The sequence below is a fragment of the Streptomyces sp. NPDC006197 genome, assembly GCF_040613865.1.
Classification (GTDB): domain Bacteria; phylum Actinomycetota; class Actinomycetes; order Streptomycetales; family Streptomycetaceae; genus Streptomyces.
Map to the genome: position 1 here is coordinate 23,970 of NZ_JBEXSZ010000044.1, position 17,388 is coordinate 41,357.

General features: G+C 72.3%; 20 protein-coding genes. 9 read left to right on the plus strand and 11 right to left on the minus strand.

Translation table 11 applies throughout. The annotated features are described in order from the left end of the window. Positions 1-16 precede the first annotated feature (16 nt). Positions 17-943, minus strand: a complete 927-nt coding sequence (locus ABZ318_RS16350) for a DUF3558 domain-containing protein (protein ID WP_356903122.1) — start codon at positions 941-943, stop codon at positions 17-19. Between the two features lie 174 nt (positions 944-1,117). On the opposite strand from ABZ318_RS16350, the gene ABZ318_RS16355 reads away from it, so the two are divergent. Beyond that, complete coding sequence (locus tag ABZ318_RS16355) at positions 1,118-2,311, plus strand: RtcB family protein (protein WP_356903123.1); 1,194 nt, start codon at positions 1,118-1,120, stop codon at positions 2,309-2,311. A 60-nt stretch (positions 2,312-2,371) separates the two neighbouring features. On the opposite strand, the gene ABZ318_RS16360 is transcribed toward ABZ318_RS16355, so the two are convergent. Together ABZ318_RS16360 and ABZ318_RS16365 are read right to left on the minus strand one after the other, a co-directional pair. Then, on the minus strand, positions 2,372-3,136 hold the full coding sequence (locus ABZ318_RS16360) for an SDR family NAD(P)-dependent oxidoreductase (RefSeq protein WP_356903124.1): 765 nt from the start codon (positions 3,134-3,136) through the stop codon (positions 2,372-2,374). A 65-nt stretch (positions 3,137-3,201) separates the two neighbouring features. Next, entirely contained in the window at positions 3,202-3,537 is a 336-nt protein-coding gene (locus ABZ318_RS16365; RefSeq protein WP_356903125.1) for a YnfA family protein, read from the minus strand. Positions 3,538-3,777: 240 nt separating this feature from the next. On the opposite strand from ABZ318_RS16365, the gene ABZ318_RS16370 reads away from it, so the two are divergent. After that, complete coding sequence (locus ABZ318_RS16370; RefSeq protein WP_356903126.1) at positions 3,778-4,095, plus strand: hypothetical protein; 318 nt, start codon at positions 3,778-3,780, stop codon at positions 4,093-4,095. A gap of 14 nt (positions 4,096-4,109) precedes the next feature. Here ABZ318_RS16370 and ABZ318_RS16375 read toward each other — a convergent pair whose 3' ends face one another. Next, positions 4,110-5,525 (minus strand): FAD-dependent oxidoreductase, encoded by a 1,416-nt coding sequence (locus ABZ318_RS16375; protein ID WP_356903127.1) that lies wholly within the window; start codon positions 5,523-5,525, stop codon positions 4,110-4,112. Between the two features lie 114 nt (positions 5,526-5,639). Here ABZ318_RS16375 and ABZ318_RS16380 point away from each other — a divergent pair, with 114 nt between their 5' ends. Further along, a complete protein-coding gene (locus ABZ318_RS16380; RefSeq protein WP_356903128.1) occupies positions 5,640-6,200 on the plus strand; it encodes a TetR family transcriptional regulator in 561 nt (186 codons plus the stop codon). Positions 6,201-6,262: 62 nt separating this feature from the next. Beyond that, a complete protein-coding gene (locus ABZ318_RS16385) occupies positions 6,263-6,748 on the plus strand; it encodes a MarR family winged helix-turn-helix transcriptional regulator (RefSeq protein WP_356903129.1) in 486 nt (161 codons plus the stop codon). A 72-nt stretch (positions 6,749-6,820) separates the two neighbouring features. Here the strand turns inward: ABZ318_RS16385 and ABZ318_RS16390 are convergent, their stop codons facing one another. Next, the gene (locus tag ABZ318_RS16390; RefSeq protein ID WP_356903130.1) at positions 6,821-7,558 is read right to left on the minus strand and encodes a Mut7-C RNAse domain-containing protein; all 738 of its coding nucleotides are present in this window, start codon (positions 7,556-7,558) and stop codon (positions 6,821-6,823) included. Positions 7,559-7,857: 299 nt separating this feature from the next. Next, entirely contained in the window at positions 7,858-8,709 is an 852-nt protein-coding gene (locus ABZ318_RS16395) for an NAD(P)H-binding protein (protein ID WP_356903131.1), read from the minus strand. Positions 8,710-8,836: 127 nt separating this feature from the next. Here ABZ318_RS16395 and ABZ318_RS16400 point away from each other — a divergent pair, with 127 nt between their 5' ends. Beyond that, positions 8,837-9,283, plus strand: a complete 447-nt coding sequence (locus ABZ318_RS16400) for a GNAT family N-acetyltransferase (RefSeq protein WP_356903132.1) — start codon at positions 8,837-8,839, stop codon at positions 9,281-9,283. On the opposite strand, the gene ABZ318_RS16405 is transcribed toward ABZ318_RS16400, so the two are convergent. The 3 genes from ABZ318_RS16405 to ABZ318_RS16415 are packed head-to-tail and all read right to left on the minus strand — an operon-like array spanning position 9,280 to position 10,957. Further along, entirely contained in the window at positions 9,280-9,798 is a 519-nt protein-coding gene (locus ABZ318_RS16405; protein ID WP_356903133.1) for a GNAT family N-acetyltransferase, read from the minus strand. The genes ABZ318_RS16400 and ABZ318_RS16405 overlap by 4 nt on opposite strands. Positions 9,799-9,812: 14 nt before the next feature. Next, positions 9,813-10,676 carry a helix-turn-helix domain-containing protein gene (locus ABZ318_RS16410; RefSeq protein WP_356903134.1) on the minus strand — a complete coding sequence of 288 codons (864 nt, stop codon included), beginning with the start codon at positions 10,674-10,676 and terminating at the stop codon, positions 9,813-9,815. 32 nt (positions 10,677-10,708) lie between these two features. Next, positions 10,709-10,957, minus strand: coding sequence for a hypothetical protein (locus ABZ318_RS16415; protein WP_356903135.1), 249 nt, complete (start codon positions 10,955-10,957; stop codon positions 10,709-10,711). Positions 10,958-11,220: 263 nt separating this feature from the next. On the opposite strand from ABZ318_RS16415, the gene ABZ318_RS16420 reads away from it, so the two are divergent. Then, on the plus strand, positions 11,221-12,375 hold the full coding sequence (locus tag ABZ318_RS16420) for an ABC transporter substrate-binding protein (protein ID WP_356903136.1): 1,155 nt from the start codon (positions 11,221-11,223) through the stop codon (positions 12,373-12,375). Between the two features lie 7 nt (positions 12,376-12,382). Here the strand turns inward: ABZ318_RS16420 and ABZ318_RS16425 are convergent, their stop codons facing one another. Both ABZ318_RS16425 and ABZ318_RS16430 read right to left on the minus strand, forming a co-directional pair. Continuing rightward, on the minus strand, positions 12,383-12,787 hold the full coding sequence (locus tag ABZ318_RS16425) for a MerR family transcriptional regulator (protein ID WP_356903150.1): 405 nt from the start codon (positions 12,785-12,787) through the stop codon (positions 12,383-12,385). A gap of 160 nt (positions 12,788-12,947) precedes the next feature. Further along, complete coding sequence (locus ABZ318_RS16430) at positions 12,948-13,550, minus strand: hypothetical protein (RefSeq protein WP_356903137.1); 603 nt, start codon at positions 13,548-13,550, stop codon at positions 12,948-12,950. 231 nt (positions 13,551-13,781) lie between these two features. Between ABZ318_RS16430 and hemL the strand changes: the two genes are divergently transcribed. From hemL to ABZ318_RS16445, 3 genes are all read left to right on the plus strand, one after another. Continuing rightward, the gene (gene hemL, locus ABZ318_RS16435) at positions 13,782-15,128 is read left to right on the plus strand and encodes a glutamate-1-semialdehyde 2,1-aminomutase (protein ID WP_356903138.1); all 1,347 of its coding nucleotides are present in this window, start codon (positions 13,782-13,784) and stop codon (positions 15,126-15,128) included. Next, positions 15,125-15,826 (plus strand): histidine phosphatase family protein, encoded by a 702-nt coding sequence (locus ABZ318_RS16440; RefSeq protein ID WP_356903139.1) that lies wholly within the window; start codon positions 15,125-15,127, stop codon positions 15,824-15,826. The genes hemL and ABZ318_RS16440 overlap by 4 nt, the downstream gene beginning before the upstream one ends. A gap of 216 nt (positions 15,827-16,042) precedes the next feature. Continuing rightward, a complete protein-coding gene (locus ABZ318_RS16445) occupies positions 16,043-17,323 on the plus strand; it encodes a hypothetical protein (RefSeq protein WP_356903151.1) in 1,281 nt (426 codons plus the stop codon). Positions 17,324-17,388: the final 65 nt, after the last annotated feature.

A 17,388-nucleotide genomic window follows, 5' to 3' on the forward strand; every position in this document is an offset into this window, starting at 1 on the left:
GAGCGGATGCGAACGGCTACTCCTCAAGCCGCTCGGCGAGCTGCCGGGCCAGATTCCGGGCCTTTTCCTGCAGTTCCGCGCTGTCGGGGGCCTCGGCGGAACCCGTGGTCTGCTCCTGGTACCAGACCGTCACGATCACGTTCGATGTGCGGAAGACCACGCTGACGGCACGCTGGTGACTGTTCGCACCGCCCGTGCTGAGGACGTCGTCGAGGTACGCGACGTCCCCCAGGCCGTCGAGGACGCGGGGCTCCAGACCGGTCGCGGCCGGGCCGGCGCCCGGGGCCGCGGAGCTCGTGGGGGCACCGCTGGGAGTGCCGGTGGGGGCGCCCGTGGGAGTGGCGCCCGTCGACGGCGCCTTGCCCGCCAGGGCGGCGGCGTCCGCGGCCGGCTTGTCCGTGGCGGAAGGGGCGCCCGTCGCCGGACCCGTCGGGGATCCCGTGGTGGTGGGCGGCGCCGTGGGCACCGGGATGCCCGCCGCGAGCTGCTTGCGGACGTACACCTCCTGCGCCCGGTCGTCGTCGCTGACGGCCGCGTCGTACGACACCACCCGCTCGATGTCCAGGGAGAGCCGGTGCGAGGTGTCCGGGGTGTCGGCCTTCCACGTGCAGCCGACGCGCCGGTCGGTGTCGTACGTGACGGCTGCGACGCCCCGGTACGCCTTGGCGCGCTCGGCGTCGGGCAGCGCGGCGGCGCCCGGGAGCAAATCCTTGAGGGTGGCCTGCGGGACGGCGCCGCAGGGCTCGAAGAGGGTGCGGTAGCGGCCGGGGGGCGCGACGGGGGCGGCGGCCTGGCCGGCCTTGGCGTCGACGGCGATGTCGTCGGCGGGGGCGCCGGCGGAGCACGCGGTGAGGCCGGCCCCCAGGCCCAGGCCGAGTGCGAGGACGACGGCGGTGCGAGCCGTGGGCCCGGTGCGGCCGGGTGCGTACCTCTTTCGCTGCACGGTCCCAGGCTCCCTTCACCCGAAGTCTTTCCCGAAAACTGTTTGCCGCGCGAACCCGGCCGGTGGACACAATGTCTATCGCACACGCAGCCGTTGATGTCGCTCCCCTGTCACCTGTACGGGCTTTGGCTCCGGTTTTTGCGTTATCGGTCTTTTCGGGGGAATCGAGGGAGTATGTCGTACGTAGAGGTGCCGGGCGCGAAAGTACCGATCAGGATGTGGGCCGACCCCGCGTCGGTCGAGGGCGGCGCCATGCAACAGCTGCAGAACGTGGCGACGCTGCCGTGGATCAAGGGCCTCGCCGTGATGCCGGACGTGCACTACGGCAAGGGTGCGACGGTCGGGTCCGTGATCGCGATGCAGGGCGCGGTCTGTCCGGCGGCGGTCGGTGTGGACATCGGCTGCGGGATGTCGGCGGTCAAGACCTCCCTGACCGCGAACGACCTGCCGGGTGACCTGTCGCGACTGCGGTCGAAGATCGAGCAGGCGATTCCGGTGGGGCGGGGTCTGCACCGGACGGAGGTGGATCCGGGACGGCTGTACCAGTTCCCGACGTCGGGCTGGGGCGACTTCTGGTCGCGGTTCGACGGGGTCGCGGATGCGGTCAAATTCCGCCAGGAACGGGCGCGACTGCAGATGGGAACGCTCGGATCCGGAAACCATTTCGTTGAATTTTGTATCGACTCGGTCGGTTCGGTGTGGCTCATGCTGCACTCCGGGTCCCGGAACATCGGCAAGGAGCTCGCCGAGTACCACATCGGCGAGGCGCAGAAGCTGCCGCACAACCAGGGGCTCGTCGACCGTGACCTCGCGGTCTTCGTCGCGGACACCCCGCAGATGGCGGCCTACCGGCACGACCTCTTCTGGGCGCAGGAGTACGCGAAGTACAACCGCGCGATCATGATGGCGCTCTTCCAGGAGGTCATCCGGAGGGAGTTCCGCAAGGCCAGGGTGACCTTCGAGCCGGTGATTTCCTGCCACCACAACTACGTGGCGGAGGAGCGGTACGAGGGCATGGACCTGCTGGTCACGCGGAAGGGCGCGATCCGGGCCGGCTCCGGGGAGTTCGGGATCATCCCGGGCTCGATGGGGACGGGTTCCTACATCGTCAAGGGCCTCGGGAACGCGGCGTCTTTCAACTCGGCCTCGCACGGCGCCGGCCGGAAGATGAGCCGGAGCGCGGCGAAGCGGCGCTTCTCGACGCGGGACCTGGAGGAGCAGACGCGGGGCGTGGAGTGCCGCAAGGACTCCGGCGTCGTGGACGAGATCCCGGGGGCGTACAAGCCGATCGAGAAGGTGATCGAGCAGCAGCGGGACCTGGTGGAGGTCGTCGCCAAGCTGAAGCAGGTCATTTGCGTGAAGGGCTGAGGCTCTTCCACGGGGACGAGAAGGGGGCCGGTGCACCGCACCGGCCCCCTTCTCGTGGTCCTACAGCTCGCGGTGGACCTTGGTGTTGGAGGCCTGGGCTCGGGGGCGGACCACCAGGAGGTCGATGTTGACGTGCGGGGGGCGGGTGCAGGCCCAGGTGATGGTGTCGGCCACGTCGTCGGCGGTGAGGGGTTCGGCGACGCCGGCGTAGACCTTGGCGGCCTTCTCGGTGTCGCCGCCGAAGCGGGTGGTGGCGAACTCCTCGGTCTTGACCATGCCGGGGGCGATCTCGATGACGCGGACCGGGGTGCCGACGATCTCCAGGCGGAGGGTCTCGGCGAGGACGCGGGCGCCGTTCTTGGCGGCGACGTAGCCGGCGCCGCCCTCGTAGGTGGAGTGGCCGGCGGTGGAGGAGAGGACGACCACCGTGCCGTCGCCGCTCGCGGTGAGGGCGGGGAGCAGGGCCTGGGTCATGTTCAGGGTGCCGAGGACGTTGACCTCGTACATCCGGCGCCAGTCCTCGGGGTCGCCGGTGGCGACGGGGTCGGCGCCGAGGGCGCCGCCGGCGTTGTTGACGAGGACGGCGAGGGTGCGGAAGGCGGTGGCGAAGTCGTCGACGGCGGTGCGGTCGGTGACGTCGAGGGCGTAGGCGGTGGCTTGGTGGCCGGCTTCGTTGATCTCGGCGGCGAGGGCCTCGATGCGGTCCTTGCGGCGGGCGGTGAGGACCACGCGGTAGCCGGCGGCGGCCAGCTGTCGGGCGGTGGCGGCGCCGATTCCGCTGCTTGCTCCGGTGATGACGGCGATGGGGGTACCGGGGGCGGACATGGGGTGCTCCTCGCGCGGGTGGTCGGTGTCGTCGGTCGCCCGGTCAGGATAGGTGGGGGCGTGGGTCAGCGGCCTCGTGGGGCGTACATGATCACGGCCATGCCGGCGAGGCAGATCAGGGCGCCGGTGACGTCCCAGCGGTCGGGTCGGTAGCCGTCGGCGGCCATGCCCCAGGCGAGGGAGCCGGCGACGAACACTCCGCCGTAGGCGGCGAGGACGCGGCCGAACTCGGCGTCGGGTTGGAGGGTGGCGACGACGCCGTAGGCGCCGAGGGCGATGATTCCCGCGCCGATCCAGATCCAGCCGCGGTGCTCCCGTACGCCCTGCCAGACGAGCCAGGCGCCGCCGATCTCGAAGAGGGCGGCGAGGACGAACAGGGCGATGGAGCGGGCGATCGGCATGGGGGCAGGGTGTCATGGGACACGCGGACTGATGGGTTGTCAGAATATGTGATGATTGCTGGGTATTTTGGGTGTATGCGTGGATTGCGGAAGGGTGTGCTCGGGGTCGCTCTCGCGGCTGTCGTGGTGGGTGTGGGTAGCGGTGCCGGCGCTGTGGGGCCGGTGGCGGGCGGGGCCGAGGCGGATCTGTCTCATCACGGGCACGTCTCCCTCTGGGACGGGAGGGTCGGGGTCTGGCTGGTGAGCGAGAACCACGGGCCCTCCGACGTCTCCCAGGCGACGGTCCGGCTGGCCTTCTCCGCGCCGATGGCGGGCGGCCAGGAGCTGCCGCCGGCCTGTCTGTGGAGCAGTGAGCGGGTGGTGTCCTGTCGGACGGGCGCGCTCCGGGCCGCGGGGGGCGTGGGTGAGCTGGCGCTCGACCTGCGGACCGCGGCCCTTCCGGAGGAGATGACGGTCGAGATCACCACGGCCTGGCGGGACGGGGTGGCCGACCGGAATCCCCGGAACGACCGGCACCGTGTCCTGGTGCTCGCCACCGGGGATCCCTACGTCTTCTGAGTCGCCGGTGCCGGTCAGTGGCTCGCCCAGTGGACGTATCCGTCCGGGCGGACCAGTACCGCGGCCTTCTTCGCCGGGCCCGTCCAGGTGGCCCGCACGAGGTGCTTCGGGGTGACGGGGGCGGTCGCCGGCAGCGCCGGGGCCGCTCCCTCCGGGGCGATCAGGACGAACTCGCCCCGGCGGAGCAGCTCGTAGAGCCGGCCTTCGCGCAGGTGGGCGTCGGGTGCGCGGCGGCCCGAGGGGCGGTGGGCGCCCGGCGCGGGGGCGTAGGAGATGCCGATGCCGCTGACCATGTCCATGGCGCGGGCCGAGGCGGGCGGGACCGCGTTCAGGAAGCGGGCGGCGAGGGAGCGGGCGGCGCGGGTGAGCGGGGTGTGGGCCATCGCGAGGCGGACGATCGCGCCGCTGCTGCGGAGGACCATGGCGCCGACGGGGTGGCGCTCGGACTGGTAGCTGTCGAGGAGGGCCTCGGGGTCGGGTGTCTCGCCGCGGAGCGCGGCGGTGAGCTTCCAGGAGAGGTTGGCGGCGTCCTGGAGGCCGGTGTTCATGCCCTGGCCGCCGGCGGGGGAGTGGACGTGGGCGGCGTCTCCGGCGAGGAAAGCGCGGCCGACGCGGTAGGCGGGGGCCTGGCGCTCGTCGCTGTGGAAGCGGGAGATCCAGCGGGCGTCGTGCATGCCGTAGTCCGTGCCGAGGGCCTTGCGGGCGATCTCGCGGACCTCGTCGAGGTCGACGGGCTCGCTGTCGGCGACCTGGCGGGTGCGGGTCCAGCCCATCACCCGGTACCAGCCGTCGCCGAAGGGGGCGAGGAAGGCGAAGGTGTCTCCGGAACCGGCGACGCTGAACGAGTCGGCGGGCTCCTCGGCCAGGCGCACGTCGGCGAGGACGATGGAGCGGATCACGGACCGGCCGGGGAAGGGCAGGCCGAGGGCGGTGCGGACGGAGCTCCGGACGCCGTCCGTGCCGACCAGGTAGCGGGCGCGGAGGGCGAGCGGGGTGCCGTCGGGGTCGGTGAGCTCGGCGGTGGCGCCGTCGGCGTCCTGGCGCAGTCCGCGCAGCTCCGTCCCGTACCGGAAGGTGACCCCCGCGGCGACCGCCCGGCGCTCCAGGAGGCGCTCGACCTCGTACTGCGGGGTGACGAGCAGGTGGTTGAAGCGGGTGGGCAGCCGGGTCAGGTCCAGGTCGAGGCGGCCGAAGAGCCGTGCGGTGGTCAGGGTGGTGCCGGTGGTGAGGAGTTCGTCCGCGAGGCCGCGGGCGTCGAGCTGCTCCAGGGTGCGGGCGTGGACGCCGAAGGCGCGGGTCATGTTGCCCAGGCCGTGGGGGCGGCGCTCGACGAGGGTGACGTCGATGCCGGCGGTGGCGAGGTCTCCGGCGAGCAGGAGCCCGGTGGGGCCCGCGCCGATGACGAGTACGTCCGTGTCCGTGGTGCTCATGGCTGCCTCCAGGGTGCCCACGATCGTTTGCCAACAACTGTTGGTCAACGCTTGTTGGCAACGTTAGGACCGCTCGAATGGCGTGTCAACACCCGTTGGCCTACAGTTGTTGACATGACGACCGTCCGCCGCTCCGACGCCACCCGGGCCGCCATCCTGGAGGCCGCCCGCGAGCGCTTCGCCTCCGACGGATACGAGCGCGCCACCATCCGGGCCATCGCCCGCGACGCCGGGATCGACCCGTCGATGGTGATGCGCTACTACGGCAACAAGGAGGGGCTGTTCGCCGCCGCCTCCGAGGTCGACATCGGCCTCCCCGAGCTGGGCGCCCTGCCCGCGCAGCACATCGGGGCCGTCCTGGTCACGCACTTCCTGGAGCGCTGGGAGAGCGACGAGGTCCTCACCGCGATGCTGCGGGTGGGGGTCACCAACGAGGCCGGGGCCGCGCGCATGCAGGCGATCTTCGCCCAGCAGCTCGGTCCGGTCACCCGGGGCGTCTGCCCCGACCCGGCGGACGCCCCGCGCCGGGCGGCGCTCGTCGCGTCCCAGATCCTCGGCATGGCCCTCACCCGGTACGTGCTGCGCCTGCCGCCGGCCGTCGAGATGTCCGCCGAGGAGATCGTGGCCTGGCTGGGGCCCACCGTGCAGCGTTACCTCACCGCCGAGGCGCCCTGAGCGGCCCCGCCGGGGCCGGCCCGCTCCGTGACCCGGGGGTACCCGGCTCGTACAATCTCTGCATGACGCAGAAGAGTTCCGTCCGGCGCCAGGCGCTCATGAGCGAGCTGTACGGGGAGGCCCGCCGCTACATGGCCGCCTACGCCCTGTTCAACCAGGCCGTCGCCGACCACCTGGGGCTCCACCCGACCGACGTGCAGTGCCTGAACCTGCTCAGCCTGGAGGAAGGGCCGGTGACCACCGGCCGCGTCGCCGAGCTCACCGGACTCACCACCGGCTCCGCCACCCGCCTCGTCGACCGGCTCGAACGCTCCGGCTACGTGACCCGCGAGCGCGACACCGAGGACCGGCGCCGGGTCCTGGTGGCGCTCGTCCCCGAGCGGATGGCGGAGCTCGGCGACCTCTGGCGGAAGCTCAACAGCACCTGGGGCACGATGTTCGACGTCTACAGCGACGCCGAGCTCGCGCTGCTCATCGCCCACATGCGGCGCACCGTCGAGGTCAGCGCCACGCAGGTCGAGCGGTTGCGCGGGGGCGACCTCGGCTGACCGCGGGCGGGGCCGGGGCCTTCCGGCGGGCCTCTTCCGGCCGGTGCCTTCCGGCCTTCCGGCCGGCGTCTTCTAGTGGGTCGCCGCCCCGCCGAACTCCCTCACCGCGTCGGAGACGATCGCCTCCAGGCGCGCGTGGTGCGCGCCGCGCCAGTACACCCTGCCGCACTCCACGCACTCCGCGAACACGTCGTACGTCTTCTCGGTGCCCTGCTCCAGACGCTCGCGCACCCTGTCCTTGTCGGCATCGCTCAGCTCCCCGTTGCACGCCGTGCAGCGGGTCCAGGGCGCCAGCGGCGGGGCGAACCGCTCCAGCACGTCGCGGAGTTGGTCGTCCGGCCGGTCGCTGTAGACGTAGGCTCCCGCCCACAGTTCGCGGCGGCGCAGCAGACCCCGGTCCCGCGAGAGCATCACGCGCCGCTCGCGCGCGGAGAGCGCGGCGAGGGCGGGGTCGCCGATGTCCTCGCTCTCGTACGCCGCGTCCACGCCGAGCAGGCGCAGGCGCCGGGCCAGCGTGCCGAGGTGCACGTCCAGCAGGAACCGGAGCGGCGCGCCCGGCACCGGCTGCGGGCGGGGCACGTCCTCCACCTCGACGGTCTCGCCCGCGCCGGGGATGTGCGAGGCGTCGACGGGCTGCCCGTCCACCAGGAGCCGGCCGGCCTCGGTGAGCGGCACGCCCAGCGACTCCACGACGTGGCCGAGCGACGAGGTGCCGTCGGTGGTCAGGGGGGTGGGGCCGGAGCGGCGGTCTGCCGGGACGAAGAGGTGGAGGGCGGGGGCGAAGCTGATCTGGATCTGCGGTCCGTTCACGGGGACAGGATGGCATCGGGGGTTTGGGGGTGGCCAGGGAATTCGGTTCCGGGGGTGGGGCCGAGTGCCTCCGCGTTCCGCGCCTGGCCCGCACCACCAGTGCGGCGCGCAATGTGGTGCGGGTTCAGGCTCGGGAGCCTCTGGCGCCGGCAAGGGCGCCGTTCCGTTGTGCCCACCCGTTCCGCCCCAGCGGAACGATTGCCCACAACGGGGTGGGTGGGCACCGCCCCGGCGGAACGATTGCCCACAACGGGGGGGGTGGGCACCGCCCCGGCGGAAGCGACTGCCCACGACGGGGGTCATGGGCGGAAGGTCTCTGCGTGGTCCGTGGCCCAGGTGGTGAAGGTGCGGGCGGGGTGGCCCGTCAGGTTTTCCGTCGTTCTGGTCAGGGGGGTCGGGCGGCCGTCGTGGGAAGCCCAGTAGGAGAGCAGGGCGTCCGCGAACGGCTCCGGGACGAAGGCCGCCACCGAGTTCTTCCACTCCTCGGGCGTGACCGTCGTGTACGGCGCCGGGCGGCCCGTCACCTCCGCCAGGATCGCCAGCTGATCGGTGAAGTCCAGCGACTCGGGGCCGGTCAGCACGTACGAGGAGCCGCGCAGCCGGGGCTCGGTGAGCACCGCGAAGGCGGCTTCGGCGACATCCCGCTCGTGGATCGGGTCGCCGTACGCGTGCGGGTACGGCAGCGCCGGACCGTGGCCGTCCTTGAGCGCCCGTGCCCACTGCAGGGCGTTGGTGGCGAAGGCGCCCGGCTGGAGGTGGGTGGCCTCGAAGGCCCCGGACTCCGCGGCGGCCGACAGGGCGCGCTCGGCCGCGAGGTGCGAGGCCGCGATGGCGTTCTCCGCGGCGTCCGGCGCGAGGACGGAGCTGGAGGAGAGCAGGACGACGTGCTCGACGCCGGCGGCGCGGGCCCGGTCGGCGAAGGTGCCGACGTGTGCTGCCTCGGCGTACAGGAAGACGGAGTCGACGCCTTGCAGGGCGGCGTCGAAGGTGGCCGGATCGGTGAGATCGCAGCGCACGGTGTCCACGCCCGGTGGTGGGGCGAGGTCCGCGGGGTTCTTGGATCCGGCCCTGGCCTTGACGCCCGCGGCGTCCAGCAGGCCGAGCAGGGTGGCGGCGACGCGGCCGCGGCTTCCGGTGACGAGGACGGTCATGAAGGGCCTCCGAGTTTCTCTGTGATGCATATTTCCTGTGCTGTGCATTCTCTGCGCTACGCAGATAAATATCCGCGATCACGCCTTGCCCGTCAACCCTGAAAAAACCTGGGGTACCGTCCCCGACATGAAGATCATCGACCTCGCCCCCGGCGACCCTCGACTGGAGAGCGATCTCCTGCCGGTCCTCCGCGAGCTCCGCCCCCACCTCACCCCGGAGCTCTTCCGCGAGGTCCACGAGGCCGGGCACCCCCAGGGGCTGCGGTTCAGCGCCGCCTACACGGACGGCGGCCGCTGCGTCGGCGCGGCCGGCTGGCGGATCGTCAACAACACCAGCTCCCTGCGCAAGCTCTACGTCGACGACCTGGTGACCGCCGCCGCCGACCGCTCCACCGGCGTCGGGCACGCGCTCATCGCCCACCTGGAGGACCACGCCCGCGCGGCCGGGTGCCACGAGCTCAACCTCGACTCCGGCACCCACCGCACCGGCGCCCACCGCTTCTACCTGCGCGAGCGCTTCGACATCGTGGCCTTCCACTTCACCCGGCCGCTCACCGCCCCGGACGCCGGTTAACCGAGGTCGAACCGCCAGTCGTTGCAGCGCATCGGGTTCCCCGGCGGATACTCGAAGTCCCGCTCGCCGAGCAGCTCGAACCCCGCCTTGCGGCACACCGCGTTCGACGCGGCGTTGTCCGCGGACGGGAACGCGTGCAGATGGCGGTGCAGCCCCGCGGCCCGGGCCTCGGCGACCACCGCGCGCGTGGCGGCCGTCGCCAGGCCCCGGCCCTGGAAGCCCGGCAGCACCGCCCAACCCGTCTCGTACACGGGCTCGCCGTCCCAGGTCTGCGCCCAGAAGCCGATGCTGCCCACCACGACCTCCTCCGGCAGCAGCACGATCCGGAACATGCGCCCCGCGCCCGTCCCGTCGGCGCTCAGCCCCACGTACCGCCGGTGTCTTCGGACGAGCTGCTCCTCGGTCTCCGGACCGCCGAGATGGTCCATCAACTCCGGCGCGTTCAGGGCGCGCAGCAGTTCGGCGTCCCCCTCGGACCAGGCTTCCAGGCGTACGGATGAGGTGTCGTCGTCCATGCCCGTACGGTAGGTCAGAGCACTGACACCGCGCGGGCGTACGCGGTGGGCGGCACCCCGATCGTCGCCGTGAAGTCCCTTACGAGATGGGCCTGATCGCTGTAGCCCAACTCGGCGGCGAGCGCGGCCCAGTCGGCGTCGGCCGCCGACTCCGCCCGCTCCAGGGCCTCGTGGAACCGGTAGCGCAGGATCACCCACTTTGGGCCGACGCCGACATGGCCGGCGAAAAGGCGCTGGAGCGAGCGCGCCGACAGGCCGCTCGCGGCGGCCAGCCGGGACACCCTGAGGACCGTCCGGTCCGAGCGGATCAGGTCCACCAGCTCCATCGCCTGCCCGGCGGCCGGGTCGGGCTCCGGCCCGTGCGCCAGGAGGAAGGCGTCGAGCGCCGCCACGCGCGCGTGGTCGTCGTCCGGAGACAGCACGGCCGCCGGAGTGCCGGCGCTCCCGTCCCCGCCCCCGTTCGGGAACACGTCCTCCAGCGGTACCCGCCGGCCCGTCCAGGCCGACACCGGCCACGCGGGCGCGAAGGGCCGGAAACCGCCCGGGCGGAACTGCACCCCGCAGACCCGGCCCACCCCCGTCAGCTTCTGCGTGAACAGCCCCAGGCCCACCCCCGACACCTCGGCCGACGCGCTCGCCGCTGCCGCCGGGGCACCCGGCCGCCCGTACCGCTGGAAGACGACGTTCACCGACGGGTGCGGGACGAGACGGCTCGCGTACGGTTCCGGCAGCTCCCAGTCCATCAGCCAGTAGTGCTCCAGGTACGGCCGCAGTTCCGGCGCCGGGACATGGCGGCGGAAGCGGACCCGGGAGAGCAGCTCGGCGGGGTCGACGATGCCCCGGGTGTCCCGGCGGGGGCGGGGAGCGGAGGCGGACACGGTCCGCATGCTAGGCCAGGGGTCCGGGCCGGTCAGTGCGGGCGGTCCGCCGGGCCCGGGGCGAGCCGGGAGACGACCTGGCCGAAGGCGTGCTCCTCCTCGGGCGTCAGGGGCACCGACTCCTGCGGGTGCCAGACCCGCTCCAGCGGGGTGCCCGCCGGCTCGCGGCGGGCGCGGGCCCGGGCTCGCAGGCTCAGCGTCAACCACGTCGCCGTCGAGACGGCGAGCAGGCCGAAGAGCGTGATCACGCGGGGGTCCGAGAACGGGCCGGGCAAGGACATGGCTCACTCCAGGGCGTGAGGGCCGCCCGTATCCGACGCGCCCCGGCTGGGTGGCGCGCGCGTGCGCGACGGCGCTGGTGATTCCTACTGCTTCCTCCCGACTCGTTCAGTTAACACCACCCTGGGGGACTTTCGGCAGGGGGACCGGGGGCCGAAGTCCCGGCCCGGCCCGTCGGCGGCGGGCGACAGGCCCTCTTGTGCGGTCCGGGGAACCCCTCCAAGGTGACGGACGAGGGAGATTCCGGCCGGGGAGGAGCAGCCGCATGTCCGGAACAGAGGGATGGGGATTCACGGACGACAGGGGTACGGAGCTGGGGGCGGCCCGTGTGCCGCTGCGCGTCGCCGCCTATGTACGGGCCGGTGCGGCGCTGCTCGACCTCGGGGTGACGCCGGTCGCCGTGTACGGCTCCGGGCACGACGGCGAGGCGCTCGATCCGGCCAAGGCCGGTGGTCTCCGGGCGGCCGGAGTGCCGTACCTCGGACCGGGCCGGGCCCTGGGCGAGGAGGCGCTGAGCGGGCTGCGGCCGGACGTGATCGTCGACGTGACCTACGACGGCAAGAGCCCGTACGCGCTCGACGAGGCGGTCGCCGAGCGGCTCGGGGTCCCGCTCGTCGCGCTCTCCGTCGGCAACGAACTCACCCTGCCGGCGATCCTCGACCGCTTCGCCGCCCTGGCCGCGAGTCTCGGCGCCGGGCCGGCGCGGTCCGCCGCCGGGCCGACGCGGCCCGCTTCCGCCGCCGAGTCCGCCGCCGGGTCGGTGCTGTCCGCCTCCGGCGCCGAGTCCGCCGCCGGGCCCGCGCCTGCCGCCGGGCCCGCGCCTGCCGCTCCCGGCGTGATCCCTGCCGTCTCCGGCGCGGCCCCTGATGTCTCCGGTGCGGCCCCTGCCGTCTCCGGCGCGGCCCCCGCTGCTCCCGGCGTGGATCCTGCCGTCTCCGGCGCGGCCCCCACCGCCCCCAGCGCGGACCCCGCCGCCCAGTCCGTGCCCGCCGCCCAGTCCATGCCCGCCGCCCAGTCCGTGCCCCTCGTCCCCGCCCCCGCCCTCGCCGCCGCCGAGGCTCTTCTTCGGGGCGTCGTCGGCAGGGCCGGGGGTGCCGTGCTCGCGCTCTCCGGGGCGGGGGTCGAGCAGGTGCACCTCGCTCGGCCGCAGGCCTGGCCCGAGCTGGCGCACCTCGCCGGGCTGGGCGTCCGGCTGCTCGATCCCGGCCCCGGGCCGGGCGCCAACTGGCTCACCGGCGACTGGGCCAGGGTCGCCGAACTCCGTCCCGACCTGGTCCTCTTCGACGAACGGGAGCACGCGACCCCGCCGTACGAGCTCCCCTCCGGGGTCCGTCTCGTCCCCTGGAACCCCGAGACCCCGCCCAGCCCCGCCGCGTACGCCCGCTTCTTCCGCGACCTCGCCGAGGCCCTGGCCGCGTAAGGGCCGGCTACGCGAGGCGCGCGCGGAGGGAGGCGGCGAACTCCTCCGCGCGGGCGAGCTGGGCCCGTAGTTCGGCGACGCGCTCCGCCGCGGCCTCCTCGTAGCGGCGGACGCGGGTCACCAGGGCGGCCCGCTCGGCCGGTTCGAGTTCACCGTCCGTGCCCGGGCGGTCGGCGGACAGCCGGTCCACGGCGCCGAGGAGCTCGCGGGTCTCGTCGAGGGTGAAGCCGAGCGGTCCCATCCGACGGACCACCATCAGCCGGGAGACGTCCGCGTCCGTGTAGAGGGGGAAGCCGCCCGGCGAGGACGCGGACGGGGCGACCAGGCCGCTGTCCTCGTACTGCCGGATGGTCCGCAGCGACAGTTCGGTCCGTGCGGCGACCTCGCCGATCTGCATGGGCCGGCCGGTCATGCGTACTGCGCTCACGCGTCTGGCTCCTTCCTCGTACGGGGAGCCCCAGGGCGTACGGGCTCCCCTCAGGGCGCGACTTCCGCGCATTCCATAGCATTCGTCCTAATTTCAGCACCTATGAGGGGTGGAAGTGCGGCGAAACGCCTGCGCACCGGTCGGCTCACGGCCAGACCAGGCAGTACGGCTGGTGCCCCGCCTCGTGGAGGCGGACCGAGAAGTCCTGCCATTCGTGGAGGAGCCGGTAGACGTCGAAGGCGTCGCGCGGGCCGCCGCGGTCCGGGACCGTCGACCAGATGAAGGCGGCGGCGCCGACCGACTCCTCGCCGATCCCCCGCAGCGGGTCGACCACGGTCATCGGCAGCTTCACCACCGCGTAGTCCGGGTGCAGCACCACCAGCTCCAGCGGCGGCACCTTGTGCAGGGGCATCCCCTGGATGCCGGTCAGGACCATGGCCGCTATCGTCTCGGGCTTGATCTTGGTGAACATGCCGCCCATGCCGAGCTCGTCCCCGCCGAGCTCCTCGGGGCGCATCGAGATCGGGACCTGGGCCGCGGTGGCGCTGTTCGGCGCGCCGAAGTACTTGTACGTCACCCCCAAGCTCCGGCCCCCGGTCGTAGGGGCCGAATCCGCGACGGGCTCCGGCTTCGGCCGGTGCTCCGAAGCGGTCGGCTCCTCGGATCGCCTGCGCCGGTGCCTCCCCCGCCGGGCAGACTCCGGACCCAGGTCGCCCGTCCCCTCGCCCGGTCCGCCACCGCGATGCATATCTCCACCCGACTGCTTTTTCTCGGCAACACGACCCCGCCGCGCAACCCGATCATCGTGTCAGTGACCTCCCCCGCGTTCGTACGGTGAAACACCTGTCCGCAAGAACGCCGTGGCCTCTGACACCATGGATTCCGTGAGTCATCCCTATGACGCCCCAGTTTCGCAGACGCGGACGGGGAGCGCCTCGGCGTAACAGACAGGATGCTCACCGCCGTCCCTCCGTTCCCGATGTCGTGCCCGAAGTCGTTCTCGCAGGTCAGGATCACAGTGCCGTATTCATACGAAGCCCCAGTCTCACAGACGCTTTTCGACCGCGCTTCCCTCGTGACGCCCGGCGGCGTGAACTCACCGGTGCGTGCCTTCCGGGCCGTGGGCGGAACGCCCCGGTTCATGGTGTCCGGTTCCGGTCCGTACCTCACCGACGCGGACGGTCGTGAGTACGTCGACCTCGTCTGCTCGTGGGGACCGATGATCCTCGGCCACGCGCACCCCGAGGTGACGGCCGCCGTGCAGGCCGCCGTGGCCCGCGGCACCTCCTTCGGTACGCCCGGCGAGGGCGAGGTCGCGCTCGGCGAGGAGATCGTCGCGCGGATCGAGCCGGTCGAGCAGGTGCGGCTGGTTTCCAGCGGTACGGAGGCGACCATGTCGGCCATCCGGCTCGCCCGCGGGTTCACCGGGCGCGCCAAGGTCGTCAAGTTCGCGGGCTGCTACCACGGCCACGTGGACGCGCTGCTCGCCGCGGCCGGTTCCGGTCTGGCCACCTTCGCCCTGCCGGACACGCCCGGCGTGACCGGCGCGCAGGCCGGCGACACGATCGTGCTGCCGTACAACGACCTGGAGGCCGTGCGGGAGGCGTTCGCCGCGCACCCGGGCGAGATCGCCTGTGTGATCACGGAGGCCTCGCCCGGCAACATGGGCGTCGTGCCGCCGGTGGCGGGCTTCAACCAGGGCCTCGCGGACCTGTGCCGGGAGAACGGCGCGCTGTACATCTCCGACGAGGTCATGACCGGTTTCCGTACCTCGCGGGCCGGCTGGTACGGCGTCGACGGCGTGAAGCCCGACCTGATGACCTTCGGCAAGGTCATGGGCGGCGGCTTCCCGGCGGCCGCGTTCGGCGGCCGCGCGGACGTCATGGGGCACCTGGCGCCGGCCGGGCCGGTCTACCAGGCGGGCACCCTCTCCGGCAACCCGGTCGCGACGGCCGCCGGGCTCGCGCAGCTGCGGCTGCTCGACGAGGCCGCGTACGAGAAGGTCGACGCGGTGTCGGCGGAGATCCAGGGGCTCGTCACCGGCGCGCTCGCGAAGGAGGGCGTGGCGCACCGGCTGCAGACCGCGTCCAACATGTTCTCGGTGTTCTTCACCGCCGACGAGGTGCGGGACTACGACGACGCGAAGAAGCAGGAGGCGTTCCGCTTCAACGCCTTCTTCCACTCGATGCTGGCCGACGGCGTGTACCTGCCGCCGTCCGCGTTCGAGTCCTGGTTCGTGTCGACCGCGCACGACGAGCGGGCGATCGAGCGGATCGCCGCCGCACTCCCGGCCGCGGCCCGCGCCGCCGCGGAGGCCACGGCATGAGCCTCCCCGCCGACAAGAAGAACGACCAGGACGTCACCGTCGTCCACCTGATGCGCCACGGCGAGGTCCACAACCCCGACGGCGTGCTGTACGGCCGCCGGGCCGGCTACCACCTGTCCGAGCTGGGCCGGCAGATGGCGGACCGGGTGGCCGAGTCGCTGGCCGGCCGGGACATCACGTACGTCGTCTCCTCCCCGCTGGAGCGGGCGCAGGAGACGGCGACGCCGATCGCCAAGACGCACGGTCTGGATCTGGCCACCGACGAGCGGCTGATCGAGGCGGCGAACGTCTTCGAGGGCAAGACCTTCGGCGTCGGTGACGGGGCGCTGCGCAAGCCGGGGAACTGGAAGCACCTCACCAACCCGTTCCAGCCGTCCTGGGGCGAGCCGTACGTCGAGCAGGTCGTGCGCATGATGGGTGCGCTCGACGCGGCGAAGGACGCGGCCCGGGGGCACGAGGCGGTCTGCGTCAGCCATCAGCTGCCGATCTGGATCGTCCGCAGCTTCGTGGAGAAGCGGCGGCTCTGGCACGACCCGCGCCGCCGTCAGTGCACGCTTGCCTCGCTGACCTCGTTCACGTACCGCGGCGACAAGATCGTCTCGGTCGGGTACAGCGAGCCGGCCCGCGACCTCGTTCCGGCGCACCTCCTGGCGGGCGCGAAGCCGGTCAAGGGGAAGTCGAAGGCCTTCGGGGCGTAGTACCCGGCGCCGTACCCGGAAAGCGGGCATCCCCTGGACAGGGGGGTGCCGAAGGGTCACAGTCAGGGCGGTCGGATGATGTTCATGTCATCCGACCGCCCTAAAATTTTTGTGCGATTTTCCGGAACCTCCGTGTTCCTCCCGGCATCTCACTCATTGTCGGTTTGGATGACGTTCAGGTCATACGTCAGCGCGAATGGGGATGTCATGCGCGGGATCAGCGGGATCAGTCGAAGGGGGCTGCTCGGAGCGGGCGTTGGGGCCGCTGCGGCGGTGGGGCTCGCCGCATGTAGCACCGGAAATCAAGACAAGCCCGGACATTCGGGACCGGGTAAGGGGGGTGACGTCTCGGCGGACCCGGGCACGCCCACCCCGACCAAGGAGGACGCCCGGCTCATCGGCGACGGTTCCACCGCCGACACCGGCAAGCAACCGCACCAGCCCGACGCCCCCGTCCCGCTCGAACCCGGCCAGACCCCGCCCCAGTTCGTGATCTTCTCCTGGGACGGCGCCGGCGAGGTCGGCAACGGCCTCTTCCCGCGCTTCCTCGAACTCGCGAAGAACAACGACGCGGCGATGACCTTCTTCCTCTCCGGGATCTACCTCCTCCCCGAGTCGAAGAAGGACCTCTACCGCCCGCCGAACAACCGCGTCGGCGCCTCCGACATCGGCTACCTCACCGACGGGCACATCAAGGAGACCCTGAAGTACGTCCGGCAGGCCTGGCTCGACGGCCACGAGATCGGCACCCACTTCAACGGGCACTTCTGCGGCGGCTCCGGCTCCGTCGGCAACTGGACCCCGGCCCAGTGGCAGAGCGAGATCGACCAGGCGATGAAGTTCGTCACCGAGTGGAAGACCAACAGCGGCTGGACCGACCTCGACCCGCTGCCCTTCGACTACTCCAAGGAGCTCGTCGGCGGCCGCACCCCCTGCCTCCTCGGCCAGGACAACCTGCTCCCCACCGCCAAGCGCCTGGGCTGGCGCTACGACGCCAGCTCGCCCGGCGGCCGGCAGATGTGGCCGACGAAGCGCCAGGGGATCTGGGACCTCCCCCTCCAGGCCGTGCCCTTCCCCGGGCACTCCTTCGAGGTCCTCTCCATGGACTACAACATGCTCGCCAACCAGTCGAAGAACACGACCAAGGGCATGCCCTCGCGCTATCCGGGCTGGCGCAAGCAGGCGGCCGAGGCGTACCTCTCCGGCTTCACGCGCGCGTACGAGTCGAATCGCGCGCCTTTCTTCATCGGCAACCACTTCGAGCAGTGGAACGGCGGCATCTACATGGACGCCGTCGAAGAGGCGCTCAAGGGAATGGCCGGAAAGAAGGACGTGCGGCTCGTCTCCTTCAAGCAGTTCGTGGACTGGCTCGACGTCCAGGACCCGAAGATCCTGGAGAAGCTGCGCTCGCTGGAAGTCGGACAGAAGCCCGCGGGCGGCTGGAACGCCTTCCTCCGGCCGACCCCTTCGACCCCGCCTCCCACCCCGACCGCTTAGGCGATCTTGACAAGGGGCTTTACGGGCACGTAGGGGGGTGCCCAAGATCCCCCAAACGCCCATGC